We start from the raw sequence: 14,937 nt of genomic DNA, 5'->3' as shown, positions 1-14,937 counted from the left end.
GGGCTAATCATCTTAAAAAGTTGTTTTGGCTACATCTTTGCTTGCCATATAATCATTATTCGATGACTCATAGTCATCTTTTTCACCTTCGATAATCCAGCTTTTTTTCTCTTCATCGTATTGTAATGTTACGATTTCTTCATCGAAATTTTCTTCAAGCTCTGAATCCATAAATTCATAAACCTCTCTCGATTTCAGATGAAATTCCACAGGAACATGGATCAACTGTTTTCCCCCACTGCCGTTTTCGTAAGTCACCTTAGAAAAGTCAATGCGAGTACCCAAAGCTTTACCTTCATAGTAATTTTCTTTGTCATAATTCTTAATTACATCTATGTAGCTTTTCTTCAAACTGTCTGAAACATTTTTAAGCTTATTTGCATCTTTTTTCGCTTTAGCTTCATTTCTATTTTTAGCAAAATCATTGATCAGCGATTTTATTTTTTCTTTCATCTCATCGTTGACAATTGGGTTAGGTGTAAGGTTATATTCTTCCGTAGTGTCTGATTGGACTGTGACTGCCTCGCTTTTTCCTTCCCCCCATGGAAATTCAGCTACTCCTTGAAGCTTAATACCGTCTTTTACGGGGCCAAACACCGTATTTTCGGAAATAGACTCTCCTGATTCTTTCCCATTAACCAGTACCTTTGTATTCGGAATGTCAGAGTTTACAGAAACCGTATCACCGCTAAAATTAAGGCTGGCGGTTTCCTCAAATTTTTCAGGATCAAATAGCGTCACTTCTGTTTTATCATCAACCGTTGTATAATCATATTTTTTGCTGCCTTTAATGGTATATACCCCTGGTCCAAAAACACCTAGCTCCTTGGAACCCTTACCTTGCATATCAACTGTTTCACCGTTAAAAGTAACATTAGCTCCTTTGGCTGCATGTACTTCTAACTTATAACCACGGGCCTTTAAAACGTATTTGTCGCCTCCAAAAATCCCTTTATCCTTTTTAATATAAAAAGGACCAATATTAGATATGCTTTCCCCAGGATATTGCTGCGAAATTATATTATTGGCTTTTCCATCTGATTCGTAGTAACTGGCCTGTGCATTTAATAGCATGATTTGATCTTTATAATCAGACTCATCATCTTTTAAATACTTGATTATACTTTCGGCTTCCTTTTCTCCCCACTTCGTTCCATTGTCAACTTTAACAAGTTTCAATAATCCCTTAGCATCTTCCTGTTTAATTTTTTCTTCAAATTCTTTTGCGAGATCTGAAGGTTCAGGGGATCTGCCTGAAATAAATAAAATGATTGCAAGGATTGCCACAATTGGCACTCCAATAAATAAAAGTTTCTTTTTCATAGAATCCTCCTTATTTATGCTATTACATAGTATTCTATCATCAAAAAAAGGTAATTCACTCTTTTTTCTTCAAAAAATCCTCTAATTATATAAACACAATTGCCCAAATTTATTAATCCGGCAATACAAAATACCTTTATGATCTTTTTCATTCCGCACCTCACGTAAAAACACTCGCTCTCAAAAAATATTGATTTATGATTATCAAAACAAATATTCAGCAAATATGTTATATATGATTAAAAATAACACGAACACAATTCAACAAATTTTAATAAAATATGATAAAAAGCAATTGTTATTTCACCAATAAAAAACAACTCCTTTTTGGGAGTTGCTTTACTCTCTCTCCTTAGCTTAATAACTTAAGCTTTTGTCTTATCAAAACGATAAAGTACAGGTTGCAAAATATATAAACAAAACACAATCCAAATAAAAAGAGAGAACCACTTTACTATTGAATCCCATCCGCTCCAAAAAGACATAAAATAAAGTATTGGCAAAATAAAAATTAAACCAAAAAGCAATTTTGAAGCTGTTGTTTCCTTTAGTGGACTTTTACATCTGGGGCAAGTTGGCGTTTTTGTTCTAATAAGCTTATATTTTTCTCTAAAAGTAAACGGTTTCCTGCATATCGGACATTTGCTCATTTTCTCTCTCCTTAACAGGGCTTACTTTGTAAAAACCAGCTTGAGCTTTGTTGTTTACTTTGTTTTTTCTTATAGTACCAAGTGGACTTATGCTTATATTTATATTGTTTGTAACACATGCTTCCATCTTTCACAGGCTTCGAAGTTCTATATTGCTTGATTTTTACCTTTATTAATTTATCAAGCGTCTCTCCTACAGCCAATGAAGTTAGGGTTAAAACTGTTTGTTTTACTCTGTTCGCAGGAACCCTGGTCCATATACTCGTCAAAGAAATTGCCGCTCCAACCAAAGTGCCTGCCGGAACATTATTTGTTACAGTGCCCATGTATACTTCTTTGTACGCTGGCAAACCCATTTCAAATTCTTTCTTTGTTTCTAATGTGACACCGTTTAATATAGTCATGCCCGTTGCGGGGTTATATTGAATATGAGTCGTATGTTTATTTTCCATAACAATGGCTTCAACGATTCCATTTTCATGGTATGTTGTTTCCAGCGTAAAATGCATCGGCCCATCCTTTACCATTTCCCTTGTCTTTTTCCCTGAGTAATATAGATCGTCACTGTCAGTTTGATGGTCTACAAACTCTTCAGCCGAGACAAAGTCATATGGAGTCACAAAACAACCACCTGCAAAAAGCAGCACTATTAAAAAACACATTTTCTTTTTCACACACTCTCCCCCTTCAATATCCAAATAATTACTTTTCATTTTATAAAAAGGGGGTATTTTGCACAATACTTTTGTCAATGTCAATTTCCTAAAGTCAACAAATCGCTTTTTGTATGCAACGAAATGTATTTCATCGTGGACGGACGGGAAAAACAGTCATCGTCGGCCTTGATTCGAAGAAAGAGAAAAACGAAGAAGCGGGCGCTGCGGATATGTTTCAGAAGAGTGATCAGACGGAGAAGGAAAAGCGGAAATACTATCAGTCAAGAGGCCGGGAGTAAGACATAGCGGCCTCTTGACTTTTTATTCCATGCGCTTGAGCAGAGAAACTTTCTTTCATTTTAATTCGCTGCAAGGGGTTGAAATGGCAAGCCCGTCTTTCTGCCATTGGACAATGCCGCCGCTTAAACTCAATACTTGTTTGAAACCGCCGTTAGCTTGCAGGATGCTGGCCCCTATTGCAGATCGGGCTCCGGAATGGCATTGCACAAGAATCGGACAGTCCCTTCTAATTTCATCGAGCCGTTCTGGGAGCGTTCCCAGCATGATGTGTTGCGCATTCGGAATATGACCTTCCTGCCATTCAGTCAGATTGCGAACATCAAGCACGTGCACGAATCCGTCTTCCACTAATTTTGCGATCTCCAGTGGTATGATCTCCGCGTACGATTCAAGTGAAAAAGCACCGCTTTCCAGAATTTTGTCACGATCCATAAACCCTGCAATATTGTCAATGCCTACAGAGCGCAGCGCTTCCACGAGTTCGTTCACTTCAGCCGGATACGTTATGAAGTACACAGGACGATTGTAGTCGATGAGCCAGCCTGCCCAGTTCGTAAACGCCTTGTTGAATGGAATGTTGATCGTGCCTTTGATGTGGCCTTCAGCAAATTCTCGGGAACAGCGGGTATCCACAATTTGCTCTTTCCCCTGCAAATCTTTCACTTGTTCAATCGACATAATCTCTAAAACGGCAGAAAGATCTTTGAGCAATGCAGGGCCTTCTTTATTCACTCGTTTCATCTCAGCAAAATACTTTGGCGGTTCTGGTTGTCCATCAAGCAAGGCTTTTACGAATTCCTCTTCATCGGTGTAAGCCATTGCCCAGTTAAACATCTTTTCGTAACCAACAGTCGAAGTTGGAATCGCTCCCAATGCCTTGCCGCAAGCGCTGCCTGCGCCATGAGCCGGCCAAACCTGCAAGTAATCCGGGAGTTGTTTAAACTTCATGAGGGACTTGAACATCTCTCTTGCCCCCGATTCTGACGTTCCCTTGATCCCCGCCGCTTTTTCGAGTAAATCGGGTCTGCCGATGTCGCCTACAAAGACGAAATCTCCAGTAAAGATGCCGATTGGACGATCCGCATTTCCTCCGCCGTCCGTCAACAGGAAAGAAATGCTTTCCGGGGTATGGCCGGGAGTATGCATAACCTCAAACATCAGGTTACCAATGGAAAAGCGATCGCCGTCTTTCACAAGTTGATGTTTCAATTCATCGACATATTGGTATTTCCAATTTGCGTCTCCTTCATCGGAAAGATACAGCTTCGCTTGATGTGTAGCGCCGAGTTCGCGAGCGCCGGAAACAAAGTCGGCGTGAATATGGGTTTCTGCGGCCGCTGTGATGTTTAGCCCTTCTTCCTTGGCTGCTTGCAAATATGGTTTTAGATTGCGACCGGGGTCAATCACAATGGCTTCCCCTGTTTTTTGGCAGCCAACCAGATAGGATGCATGGGCCAGTTTTTTATCGTAAAAATAGCGCAATAACATGTTGTATTCCCCCTCTTGAAACATTTATCGTAATATATCCTTTTTTGAGTTCGCATCATGCTTTGTCCTGCCTTACATCAGTCCTTTTAACATGCCATTCCAATACATGATGGGAAGCAATCTTCTTTTTAACAGGTACATGCTGAATCGTTCCTTGGACTGATCAAATGGAAACGTTTCTTGCGGCACCTTGTGATAGTCAAACTCGGCCAGCACGAGTTTGTTGTACCCTGTAACCAAGGGGCACGAGGTATATCCATCGTACTTTGCATCTAATGAAGAGCCTTTTATCAAGGACATCAGATTTCGCACGACAACCGGAGCCTGTTTACGAACTGCCGCCCCTGTTTTGGACGTCGGCAAGTTGGCACAGTCACCAATTCCGAAAACATTGGCAAACTTTTTGTGCTGCAGAGTGTACGGATCAACATCGACCCAGCCGCCGGCATCCGCCAATGCGCTTTCTTTTATACATGAAGGTGCTTTCATCGGTGGAGTCACATGAAGAAGATCATATGTGAATACTTCCTGCTCCCCCGTCTCCAAATGTTCGAACAAGGCTTCTTTTGAATCAGGCCGAATTTCGATTAAGTTTCTCTTGTACATCGTTTGGATATCCTTGCGCCGGACGACTTTTTCGAGCGCATTTGCGTATTTGGTGACATCAAAAATGGTTGATTTCGCTGATGCAAAAATCATGTCCGACTGATCGCGAACATTTGACTTGCGAAAATAGTCGTCTGCTAAGTACATAATTTTCTGTGGAGCTCCCCCGCATTTTACGGGAGAATCAGGATGAGTGAAAATGGCGGTTCCGCCTTTAAAATTGCGGATATTTTCCCAAGTGCTGTCTACCGTATGATATGAATAGTTGCTGCAAACCCCGTTTTTTCCAACCGCATCTTTCAAGCCTTTGACCCCGTCCCAATCGATTTGCAAACCGGCTGCTGCAACGAGATAATCATAGGAAACGATCGTTCCTTGTTTTGTAAGAAGTGTGTTCTGATTTGGTCGAAACTCTGTTACAGCATCGGCAATCAAGTCGACACCAGCGGGAATTAAGGAAGCTAGATCGCGCTCGGACTCTTCCTTCTTCGCTGCGCCGCCTCCAACTAATGTCCACAATGGCTGGTAGTAGTGCTTTGTTTGCGGGTCAATGATGGCAATTCGTCCTTTGAGTTTTTTAGAAATCCGGACGAGACGGGCGGCGACAGAGATGCCAGCAGTCCCAGCTCCTACAATGACAATGGAATAACGAGCTTGTCTTGCCATAGTCAACCACCTTTTGTTTTTAAAGGTTGATGTTTTTCTTAAAGATGCGTCTCTCTTTTTTTAAGTTACCATCAATTTTCCTTTTTCTATATAGGGGAACTCCCCTACTTTTATGTGAGCCCCGTCTTCCCAAGCTGACAAGGTATGTCACAACGACAGATCGAGATATTTATTTTTGATCGCATATTGGATCAATTCGTGTTTCGAGTCCAGTTCTAATTTCTGCATCATATTCGTTTTGTGGTTTTCGACGGTTTTGACACTGATTGAAAGTTTATTGGCAATCTCCTTATTGGCATAACCTAGCACAATGAATCTGAGAATCTCCTTTTCGCGAACAGTTAAAACAGAAGGCGGCTTTTGGGACGCTGAATTCAGCCATTGATCAATGATGTCTTGCGATACAGATGTCTTGTAAAAGAGATTGCCCCTGTACACTTCGACAATCGCCTGATAAAGCAACTGATAATGACTGTTTTTCAAGACGTATCCATGAGCCCCCGCTTCTATCGCTTTTTGGACAAAAATTTCCTCATCATGCATTGTCAAAATCACGATTTTAACAGAAGGGTTCAACTTTCTGATCTCACTGCTCGCTGTGAATCCGTCCAACCCGTTTGGCATCGACAAATCCATTAGCACGACATCCGGTTTCAACTGTGCGGTGTTAAAAACGGCTTCGTTGCCATTGTTGCTTTCTCCCGCAATCTCGATTTCAGAAAAACCTTCCAAAAGGACACGGATGCCCTTGCGAATCATCATGTGGTCATCGACCAGCAATACCCTGATCACTCCCCCTCCCCTCCTTATCCTGTACTTTCACTTTAATCGTCGTACCTCTCTGAAGTGCGGAGTGAATTCGAAGACTTCCTTCCATCTGATCGACTCTTTCTTTCATATGTTTGAACCCCAAGCCTTCTTCTGTCAGGCCGCGTTCAAAACCAATGCCATTGTCCTGAATCATCAAAACGAGCTCACCATCTTCTTTGTACAGTATGACTTCAATAAGTGTCGCCTGCGAATATTTCAGGGCATTATGCAGCGCCTCCTGAATGATGCGGTACAAATTGATTTCCAAAATCGGCAGCAAGCGATTGCTGACATTGCTTGAGGCAAACGTAATTGAAACATCCTGATGAGTCTTGTTTAAGTTGGAAACAAGGTGCTTGACAGCAGGGATGAGCCCCAGTTGATCGAGACTGTGCGGTCGCAGCTGGAGAGAGTAAAGCTTGACGTCTTGGATCGCTTTTTCCAGTTCATCGATGATTTCCTGCATGTACTCTTTAAAAGTTTCTTCCTGCTCCATGCGCGATTGAATCGCTTGAATGCCAACTGAGACCGAATAAAGCGATTGCCCTACACCATCGTGCAGTTCCTGGGCCAGCCGCTTGTGTTCGTTTTCCTGAGCTTCTAACGTTTTTTGCAGAACCAGCTTGGAGATTCTGGCTTCCTCTTCCTTTTTCTTCATCGTTAAATCTTTCAGGACCAAAAGAACTTCCATTTGATCGCCGTTTTCAGAAATGACAGCCGTACTCATCTCCATGTCGACGAATCGCCCCTCATAGGTGGGCATCGCGGAAAGAAAATAAGGAATTTCCCGTTTGGCCAGCAAATAACAACGCTCTTCTCCCGCTTCCAATTTTCTCGTTTGGCAGTAGGAACAGTACGGAACCTTTTCCCCTAATATCCATCCCGTCATCTTCTCTGCGGACGGATTCATCACCAGAATTCTACGTTCCTGATCCATCATGATGATCCCATCCTGCAAATGGTCGAAGATCTGCCTTAAATAGCCGCTTTCCATTGACTTTCCTTCTTCTTTATACCGTTCAAAAAAAGCCGGGTTTTGACACATCATGGACCCTCCCTCAGCTATCTATTCCTCGTACAACTGATAGACTCTTTTTAACTTCTGTTCAAGCTGTTCAAAATGAATAAAACGCGCTTCTCGTAGACATTCGGTTCCCTCAATAAACAAAAGAAGCACAGGAACTGTGAAAACTGAAAACCTGCCGGCAACCTCCTCCACTATGTCAGCGTTTATATGTCCTAATTTGATCTTTGGAAAGCGGGCCAACAGTTCTCTAAGCTGCGACAGAACAGCGTGACATACTGTGCATTGAGGCCTTGAAATATATATAAAACTTAATTTATGATCGGTTATAAATTTCTCAATTGACACTATTGAAGTAAGCTCTGTAGCCTCTTTCATCCAATCCCTCCTTCAAATGAAATTTTCTCTGAACTGCCTATGTTAGACATTCATTTTAAATATGATTTTCTCATAAACCTTAAATATTAATTTAAGATATCAAACCAAATTTTCACTGTTGTAATCATAATAACGAATAGTAAAATACCTTGAAGAACTTTAGCATTCGCTTTTTTGCCAATGAAAACACCTATCGGGGATGCAATCAGACTGGCAGCCATTACAATCAAAGCCGGCATAATAGGCACCTGTCCAATGACGAGCTTTGTGACTGTTGTTCCAATCGATGAAATAAATGTAACTGCAAGTGATGTTGCGATTGTGCTTCGTGTAGGTATTTTTAAAACGACTAACATTAGCGGAACGAGCAGAAAAGCGCCGCCGGCACCGACTATACCTGAAGCAATACCGACCACAAAAGCCATGATTGACGTTAATATCTTTGGAAAACGAATGTGATCATTTTGGTGATCTTCTATGCCTGTCTTCGGAATAAACATTATGACTGCGGCAATAATCGCCAATATTCCGTAAACCATGTTTATGACATCTTCAGAGAAAAAATGTGACCCATAACCACCGATTAGACTACCGATCAGAATACTTAATCCCATGATGGAGATCAGTTCTTTATTTAAATAACCGCCTTTCCGGTAAGCCCATACACCGGAAAATGTTGCAACAAAAACTTGGACTGCCACAATACCTGAAACCTGATGAGCATTAAAGCCTTCAAACCCTAATAAAACAGGGATGTATAATAACAACGGGTAATTAATAATTGCTCCCCCGACACCAAGCATTCCGGACATAAAAGAGCCAACGAATCCGATGAAAAATATGAGAAGAATAAAAGATATGTCCACTACCTTTCCTCCTTTCCATCAATAAAAAGGGGGAATAGCCCCCTTTTATCACATTTAACCTTTTTTAAGCCAAAACTTTAATACACCATCTTCCTCTGTATTTTTAAGCAACTCATGGCCGCCTGACTTCGCCCATGCTGTTAGATCACTTTTTGCCCCTTTATCAGTGGCATGTACTTCTAACACTTCTCCGGATTGCAATTCATCCATCGCTTTTTTTGTTTTCACAATTGGCATCGGGCACGCAAATCCTTTAGCATCTATTACTTTATTTGATTTCACTTTTTATCTCTCCCTACTTCAAATCTATATTCATCCATGAACCGCACAGCGGTTTGGTCCAGTTTCCATCTCACTCTGCCTGTCAGCATCCGGCGTTATTTTGCCCATGTTGGTTTGACGGATTTCCTGATATGCATTTGGCTGTGGCGGCAGGTTTTCTGATACAGCACCTCTGAATTCATTTTCATCCAGATTTAAACCGGCATTCTTTTTATATAAATCACTCAGCTTAGCTTGGACTCGCCCTTGATCGCCTAATTCACTGATATTCGCAAAGTGAGCCGGAAGAACAATCAGGTCATCTGATATTTGTTTGTATTTTTCATATAATGTGTTGCGTAAATCCACTGCCCAATCCCCGGCTTTTCCAGCTAAGTCTGGCCGGCCAATCGATTCAACAAATAAAATATCTCCTGTTAACAAATAGTGATTATCAATTATTAAAGAGGTGCTCCCAATCGTATGTCCAGGTGAGTAAATAGGTTCTGCTTTCATACCTGCGTTTCCTACAGAAATATTTTCACCTTCAACTAGCGGTTCACATGAAAATTGCACTTCCTCTGCATCTTTTGGCGGCAGGTAGTATGCAGCTCCTGTACGCTCACGCAGTAAACGTCCGCCAGAAATATGATCCGCATGTAAGTGTGTATCGACCACATGTTTAATCGTAACGTTTCTCTCTTTTGCAAAATCTATATATGCATCAACAGTACGAGCAGGGTCAACTGCAATTGCTTCCCCGTCAGTCTCGATAAAATAGGATAAACAGCCTTTCCCCATTCTTACGAATTGATAGATCGAGCCTCCTTCTTTCAAGTCTCCGATTTTTACTGGATGTAAAAATTCGCTCCACGCCTTCATACCGCCTTGAAGTACAAGGACTCTTTCAAAACCGGCATCCACTAAATGCTGCGCAACCATCTCTGAAGATCCTTGTTTGGCGCAAACAACTAGAACATCTTGATCTTTAGGAACTTGGCCTGCAATTTTATCTACACCATCAATTAAATCAAAATACGGAACATTTAAATGTTCAACCCGACTGCCCTCGATTTTCCAATCACTAAAGGCAACTTTATTTCGTACGTCTAAAATAAAAAACGATTCTTTTCTTAATATCTTTTCGGTTACTTCTTTTGGTGAAATGAATCTAAAATTCACTTTTAAACCTCCTTAGAATGTTAGAGTCTAATTGGCATCAGAACTTGTGGCAATGATCGCAACTTTTGCAGCCGTACAAATCATTCCTCCAATTTTTATTTTATTGGTCTTTTTCAATAGGGCCTGACCACTCCGCCATTCCCTGCACTACATTTTCAACGTCTTTAAAACCGTTAGCTGCAAGCTGTTTAGCTGCCAGATCGCTTCTATTACCTGTACGGCAAACAACATAAATTTTCCCGTCTCTATTCAGTTCATTTGCTCTTTTTTCAAGTTCACCTAATGGGATTGAAATCGCTCCGGGAATATGGCTGAAACGGTATTCTGCAGGTTCCCGAACATCAACCACTGTTATCCGTTCTCCCGCCTCTACCTTTTTTTGAAGCTCTTTATTTTGGATCGTATATGGAAACGTTTTTTCTTTCTTTATTTCAGAGTGACCTGCTTTACGTAGATAATGTTTTAATATATCTCCGTCTTCTGTTGTACCGAGATACTGGTGACCGCTTCCCTTTGCCCATGCCTGTATATCAGCAAGAGACCCTTTATCAGTAGCATGCACTTCAATTACCTGCCCCGGTTTTAACTCATTCATGGCTTTTTTCGTTTTTACGACGGGCATTGGACAAGCAAGCCCTTTTGCATCTAATACGCGATCAGTTTTGATGTTCATCAATCATCCCTCCATATTCATTTTCTGTTTTATATCACTGTTCCATTTGGCTGCTTCAGGATTTCCTGTTTTGCAGCCCCGAAGAAGCAACCGTTTAATTTGGAGATTATATAAATAAATTCACCTTTGCTTCGTTGGCATCGCCTAGATAAGCGGCAACACCTGCATAATCAAGGCCGTCGATGAGTTCTTCTTTTTGCAAGCCTAACAAGTCCATTGTCATTGTACAGGCAACAAGCTTAACTCCTTGTTCTTGCGCCATTTCAATCAGTTGAGGCAGAGATAGCACGCCGTGCTTTTTCATGACATGTTTGATCATTTTAGGCCCGATACCGGCAAAATTCATTTTAGATAATCCGAATTTCTTTGAACCACGGGGCATCATAAAGCCAAATGCTTTTTCAAGCGGTCCTTTCTTTACTTGCACCGGTTCATCTTTTCTTAAAGCGTTAAGCCCCCAAAATGTATGAAAAATTGTTACCTCATGATCATAAGCAGCGGCGCCATTTGCAATAATAAAAGCGGCAATCGCCTTATCTAAGTCATCGCTAAATAAAACAATGGTCGTTTTTTCTTTTTGGTCTGACATATATCAACTCTCCTGTTTTTACATACTTATACCCGTATGGGTATATTAAAATATAAAAAAAAATATAAGTTTCGGCTCTTTATACCCTCAAGGGATTTTCTTTTAACTAGGGGTATACAGAGGCTGTATTATAAACAGCCGTCTAAAACATTATCTGCTTTTAACCAATAAATTAACTGCTTCTTGAATGAGGTCTTCGGTATCTTCTCCTCTTTCGATTTGAAGGCGAACGCATTTCTCCAAGTTACTGCTTACAATAACACCAATGGCGCGATCTAATGCAGAACGAACCGCTGACATTTGGCTTACAAGCTCTTTGCACTCTTTTCCTTCATCCATCATTTTTAATATCCCTCGAATTTGACCCTCAACTCGTTTGATCCTATTTTTTAATTGATCATCGTATTCCATCAGATAACCTCCTATTTCCTTATGATGATAACATATCCTTTTAACAACTTTTCGCAAAACGGCTACTATGCACATATGAACTGTCATGCATTTCTGTCACATTCGTTAAGGATCTAACCATTGAAAACTTTTTTTCCAGACAAGCTTTATCCTAATGGAATATCACCTGCCCAATACATATACCCCTATGTGTATAATAATGGACTGCTGAGGATAAATCAAATTTCAGCTCCTGCAAAGAAAGGGAAATATAATAAGCGCTCCTTTAAAATCAAAAAATACATCGATATCTTTGACGGCAGAGAAAAAGAAGTCATCGTCGGCCGCTTCGGCATTGATTAAAGAAAAAGCGCGAATGCGAAATCGCGAAGGAGCTCGGGATTTTCTCGGAGCACGTGTCTGGACTTGAAAAACGGGTGCTGATGAAGATGTTTCATGAGTTTTATCGGGCGGAGAAGCGGAAGAAGCCGGGTCTCATTTTCCGGCTTTCTCTATAAAAAACAAGAAATCACTTTATGCTGCTGGATACAAACATTGAGGCATCTTGATCCATAAAAATACGATGACCATGATAAAATGTTTTAATTTCAGTTGATTTAAATCCAACATCGGATAATCTTTTTTTCAATTCTTCATGCGAAAAACCGCTATGAACTTTCGGATGTTGTATTTTATCATTTTTGTCAAAATCAATAATTATAAGCTTACCGCCATCATTTAAAATGCCGAACAATTCCTGTAAAATTTTATTCGTATCCGGAATATGAAGAAGGACTAGTGACATTAAAACGATGTCTGCCTTCAGTTCAGGGGTTTCTTGGGTAAAATCTGAATAAAGCACTTTTGCGTTGGCAATTCCTTTGCGGGAAATTTTAGCTTTCGCCACCTCCAACATTTGTTTTGATGAATCGACCAACAAAATAGAATTTACTAAATCTGATAATTCTAAACTAATGAGACCCGTACCGCTCCCATAGTCGATTAAAGATTTTGATTGACTATTTCTCAATTCCGGTCTTACTTCATTCACGATCACTTTAGCTAATTCAATTCTTTCTTCTGTATCATATCGCTTTGCCATCTGTTCAAAAACGTTATTTTCCATATTCCACTTCCTATTTATTTTTAGATGGTTTACTGTAAACTATGCTAACACCTTACATATTTCCGTTTGAAACCGAGACGGCCTCTATCAATATCTTTTTGAATATTTTTGGAAGCGTTCAGGATACTGCTTTTTTTCTTGCCTCGCCTGAGTTCGACCGGGCCTACTGCTTTTGCGGTTTCAACCGCCTTTTCATGAAGCGGCAAATATGAAATCCCGACTGTGTAGATAAAATGATTCATAGCCGATTTTGTTCGATCTGGAGAATCGTGAATCGTACGTTCCACCTGATCAAGCATACTGGCAATTTTAGTTACATTAAATTCATCGTCCGGTCGATTACCTAAAAGCCAGCAGTAACAGCTCCAGCCTGCCGACATTTTAAGCTCTTCACCGCTTGAGATCCATTTATCAGCAACAGCCTGCGCAAAATCGGTTTCTGCCAAAGTTACGGCAACAACATAATCAGATAGCATATAGAAATACGCCGCATCGATCCACCGCTCAAAATCCGCTTCAGTCATTGTCATTGGGTCAGCAATAATGCCGGCAAAATACATGGCATCGTAGTTCCCGGTAGCGTAAAGCTGCTCTGCCAAGGGCTGATTTTTCTTGATTTTCTTTGCGAGCGGCTTCATTTTGCCTGTAGCCACGCCAAACAGCGGTTCGTGTGCACCATTCGTTATGTATCTTTTTTTCATGTTTTCCGTACCCAACGCTTCCAGTTCTTTCATAACCGTTTCAAGATCCATGCTTTCACTTCCTTCTTAAATTAAATTCATTACTTTAACTCCATTATCATGCTCTTTCACTTCATCTAATCATTACAAATCCACTTTATTTGTTTTAATGCTCTCCATAAACGGCTACATCAGCATGAAAAGATCAGTTGCCATGTATGATCCTCATCTTTTTTAGCGGTTGTTTTGTTTCCTAAGTCTGATCAAAACTAAACTTCCTCTGCATATCATTTATGTTTATTATATGAAACATTTTAACAAGCAGAAAGGGGGTGTTTTTGACCGCCTTTTCTCTTCATGCGTCAATTTCGAATGCCACCGATATTTGCAAAAAGAAGACTCTTAAAAAAGAGTCTCCTAACTTGACCAATAAAACGAGCCAAATCAGCTGATCACAACTTTTGTTTTTTCAGGTATATTTTCATACATCCATTTTGCATCTGGAATCGCAAGCCTGATACATCCATGGGAAGCTTTTTTTCCTAATTTTTTTGCTTCCTTTTAAATGACTTTTTTATCTTTGTTGAATGGTACGCTATGAAGACGAATTTTATGGGAAAGACCATCAGATCCCATTAATCGGCGGCACGTTTTATGAACCTAATCTTCAGAACATTTATCAATATGAACCGGATTTGGTGATTGGGCTTAGCGGTGTTCACGATAACTTAAGAGACGGAAGTCCGTCTTCGAGCGGATTACATTTGGGCCTGCTCATTTGCAGCTTTCATTTTTTCTGCCATTTTTTGAATGCTTCGGCAGAATTTTGGCGGCTGTTTTCGTTTATGTATTAAGCGCTTATACCAAGAAGATGTCGTCTGTCTTTTTGTTAAACGGCATTTTAATTTCAGCGGTATTGCAAGCTGTGACTTCATTTACTTTACTAAGACATCAAGAAGCGCTTGGAAGCATTTTATTGTGGACGATCGGATCACTGAATGGAAGGGTTTGGATTCACTTGAACCTTTTATGGCCAATTGCAGTCCCTGCGCTCATTGCGGGATTGTTGACAGCGGGAATCGCAAATGCCTGAAGGCTGGGAACAGAATAGCTGTGCTCCTGGGCCTTTCTTTAAAGAAAACAAATGCTCTTTTATTTTTCATCTCTGGAACCGCAGAGCCGTTTCGATTGTTGGAGCAATTGGCTTTATTGGTTTAATCGGCCCTCACATTGCCAAACCGATCGTTGGAGAGGATGCGAGAAAAAGTC

General features: G+C 40.6%; 17 protein-coding genes and 3 pseudogenes. 4 read left to right on the top strand and 16 right to left on the bottom strand.

Translation table 11 applies throughout. The features are described 5' to 3' along the window. Nucleotides 1-12: 12 nt before the first annotated feature. The gene (locus H2R00_RS01450) at nt 13-1,323 is read right to left on the bottom strand and encodes a TcaA 3rd/4th domain-containing protein (RefSeq protein WP_182070330.1); all 1,311 of its coding nucleotides are present in this window, start codon (nt 1,321-1,323) and stop codon (nt 13-15) included. A gap of 661 nt (nt 1,324-1,984) precedes the next feature. After that, nucleotides 1,985-2,647, bottom strand: coding sequence for a hypothetical protein (locus H2R00_RS01445; RefSeq protein ID WP_182070329.1), 663 nt, complete (start codon nt 2,645-2,647; stop codon nt 1,985-1,987). 113 nt (nt 2,648-2,760) lie between these two features. Here H2R00_RS01445 and H2R00_RS01440 point away from each other — a divergent pair, with 113 nt between their 5' ends. Beyond that, on the top strand, nt 2,761-2,928 hold the full coding sequence (locus H2R00_RS01440; RefSeq protein WP_182070328.1) for a hypothetical protein: 168 nt from the start codon (nt 2,761-2,763) through the stop codon (nt 2,926-2,928). A gap of 55 nt (nt 2,929-2,983) precedes the next feature. Here H2R00_RS01440 and H2R00_RS01435 read toward each other — a convergent pair whose 3' ends face one another. The 11 genes from H2R00_RS01435 to H2R00_RS01385 all read right to left on the bottom strand — a co-directional run bounded on the left by H2R00_RS01435 (nt 2,984) and on the right by H2R00_RS01385 (nt 11,883). Next, complete coding sequence (locus tag H2R00_RS01435; protein WP_182070327.1) at nt 2,984-4,417, bottom strand: MBL fold metallo-hydrolase; 1,434 nt, start codon at nt 4,415-4,417, stop codon at nt 2,984-2,986. Nucleotides 4,418-4,489: 72 nt separating this feature from the next. Continuing rightward, nucleotides 4,490-5,689: an NAD(P)/FAD-dependent oxidoreductase gene (locus tag H2R00_RS01430; protein ID WP_154994445.1), complete on the bottom strand. Its 1,200-nt coding sequence runs from the start codon at nt 5,687-5,689 to the stop codon at nt 4,490-4,492. A 147-nt stretch (nt 5,690-5,836) separates the two neighbouring features. Continuing rightward, nucleotides 5,837-6,481: a response regulator gene (locus H2R00_RS01425; protein ID WP_073426115.1), complete on the bottom strand. Its 645-nt coding sequence runs from the start codon at nt 6,479-6,481 to the stop codon at nt 5,837-5,839. Further along, complete coding sequence (locus H2R00_RS01420) at nt 6,456-7,547, bottom strand: PAS domain-containing sensor histidine kinase (protein ID WP_154994449.1); 1,092 nt, start codon at nt 7,545-7,547, stop codon at nt 6,456-6,458. The genes H2R00_RS01425 and H2R00_RS01420 overlap by 26 nt, the downstream gene beginning before the upstream one ends. An 18-nt stretch (nt 7,548-7,565) precedes the next feature. Then, on the bottom strand, nt 7,566-7,901 hold the full coding sequence (locus H2R00_RS01415) for a thioredoxin family protein (protein ID WP_182070326.1): 336 nt from the start codon (nt 7,899-7,901) through the stop codon (nt 7,566-7,568). Nucleotides 7,902-7,987: 86 nt separating this feature from the next. Continuing rightward, nucleotides 7,988-8,767: a sulfite exporter TauE/SafE family protein gene (locus H2R00_RS01410; protein ID WP_182070325.1), complete on the bottom strand. Its 780-nt coding sequence runs from the start codon at nt 8,765-8,767 to the stop codon at nt 7,988-7,990. A gap of 54 nt (nt 8,768-8,821) precedes the next feature. Beyond that, complete coding sequence (locus tag H2R00_RS01405) at nt 8,822-9,049, bottom strand: sulfurtransferase TusA family protein (protein ID WP_154994455.1); 228 nt, start codon at nt 9,047-9,049, stop codon at nt 8,822-8,824. Between the two features lie 30 nt (nt 9,050-9,079). Continuing rightward, nucleotides 9,080-10,210 carry an MBL fold metallo-hydrolase gene (locus H2R00_RS01400; protein ID WP_182070324.1) on the bottom strand — a complete coding sequence of 377 codons (1,131 nt, stop codon included), beginning with the start codon at nt 10,208-10,210 and terminating at the stop codon, nt 9,080-9,082. Between the two features lie 100 nt (nt 10,211-10,310). Beyond that, on the bottom strand, nt 10,311-10,883 hold the full coding sequence (locus tag H2R00_RS01395) for a sulfurtransferase TusA family protein (RefSeq protein WP_154994459.1): 573 nt from the start codon (nt 10,881-10,883) through the stop codon (nt 10,311-10,313). Nucleotides 10,884-10,989: 106 nt separating this feature from the next. After that, nucleotides 10,990-11,472 carry a DsrE/DsrF/DrsH-like family protein gene (locus H2R00_RS01390; RefSeq protein ID WP_182070323.1) on the bottom strand — a complete coding sequence of 161 codons (483 nt, stop codon included), beginning with the start codon at nt 11,470-11,472 and terminating at the stop codon, nt 10,990-10,992. Between the two features lie 150 nt (nt 11,473-11,622). Beyond that, nucleotides 11,623-11,883 carry a metal-sensitive transcriptional regulator gene (locus H2R00_RS01385; protein WP_182070322.1) on the bottom strand — a complete coding sequence of 87 codons (261 nt, stop codon included), beginning with the start codon at nt 11,881-11,883 and terminating at the stop codon, nt 11,623-11,625. Nucleotides 11,884-12,150: 267 nt separating this feature from the next. On the opposite strand from H2R00_RS01385, the pseudogene H2R00_RS01380 reads away from it, so the two are divergent. Beyond that, a pseudogene (locus tag H2R00_RS01380) lies at nt 12,151-12,380 on the top strand (sigma factor-like helix-turn-helix DNA-binding protein); the annotation flags it as partial. 11 nt (nt 12,381-12,391) lie between these two features. Here the strand turns inward: H2R00_RS01380 and H2R00_RS01375 are convergent. From H2R00_RS01375 to H2R00_RS01365, 3 genes and pseudogenes are all read right to left on the bottom strand, one after another. Then, entirely contained in the window at nt 12,392-12,988 is a 597-nt protein-coding gene (locus tag H2R00_RS01375; RefSeq protein WP_182070321.1) for a class I SAM-dependent methyltransferase, read from the bottom strand. A gap of 44 nt (nt 12,989-13,032) precedes the next feature. Then, entirely contained in the window at nt 13,033-13,740 is a 708-nt protein-coding gene (locus H2R00_RS01370; protein WP_154994467.1) for a DNA alkylation repair protein, read from the bottom strand. A 372-nt stretch (nt 13,741-14,112) separates the two neighbouring features. After that, nucleotides 14,113-14,268, bottom strand: a pseudogene (locus H2R00_RS01365) (L,D-transpeptidase family protein); the annotation flags it as partial. Nucleotides 14,269-14,446: 178 nt separating this feature from the next. On the opposite strand from H2R00_RS01365, the gene H2R00_RS01360 reads away from it, so the two are divergent. Together H2R00_RS01360 and H2R00_RS21345 are read left to right on the top strand one after the other, a co-directional pair. After that, nucleotides 14,447-14,761, top strand: a complete 315-nt coding sequence (locus tag H2R00_RS01360) for an iron chelate uptake ABC transporter family permease subunit (protein ID WP_261763358.1) — start codon at nt 14,447-14,449, stop codon at nt 14,759-14,761. After that, nucleotides 14,754-14,900: pseudogene (locus H2R00_RS21345) on the top strand (hypothetical protein); the annotation flags it as partial. The gene H2R00_RS01360 and the pseudogene H2R00_RS21345, both read left to right, overlap by 8 nt. Nucleotides 14,901-14,937: the final 37 nt, after the last annotated feature.

Source organism: Bacillus haynesii (genome assembly GCF_014042035.1).
Classification (GTDB): domain Bacteria; phylum Bacillota; class Bacilli; order Bacillales; family Bacillaceae; genus Bacillus; species Bacillus haynesii.
This window is presented reverse-complemented; position numbering and strand designations above follow the sequence as displayed.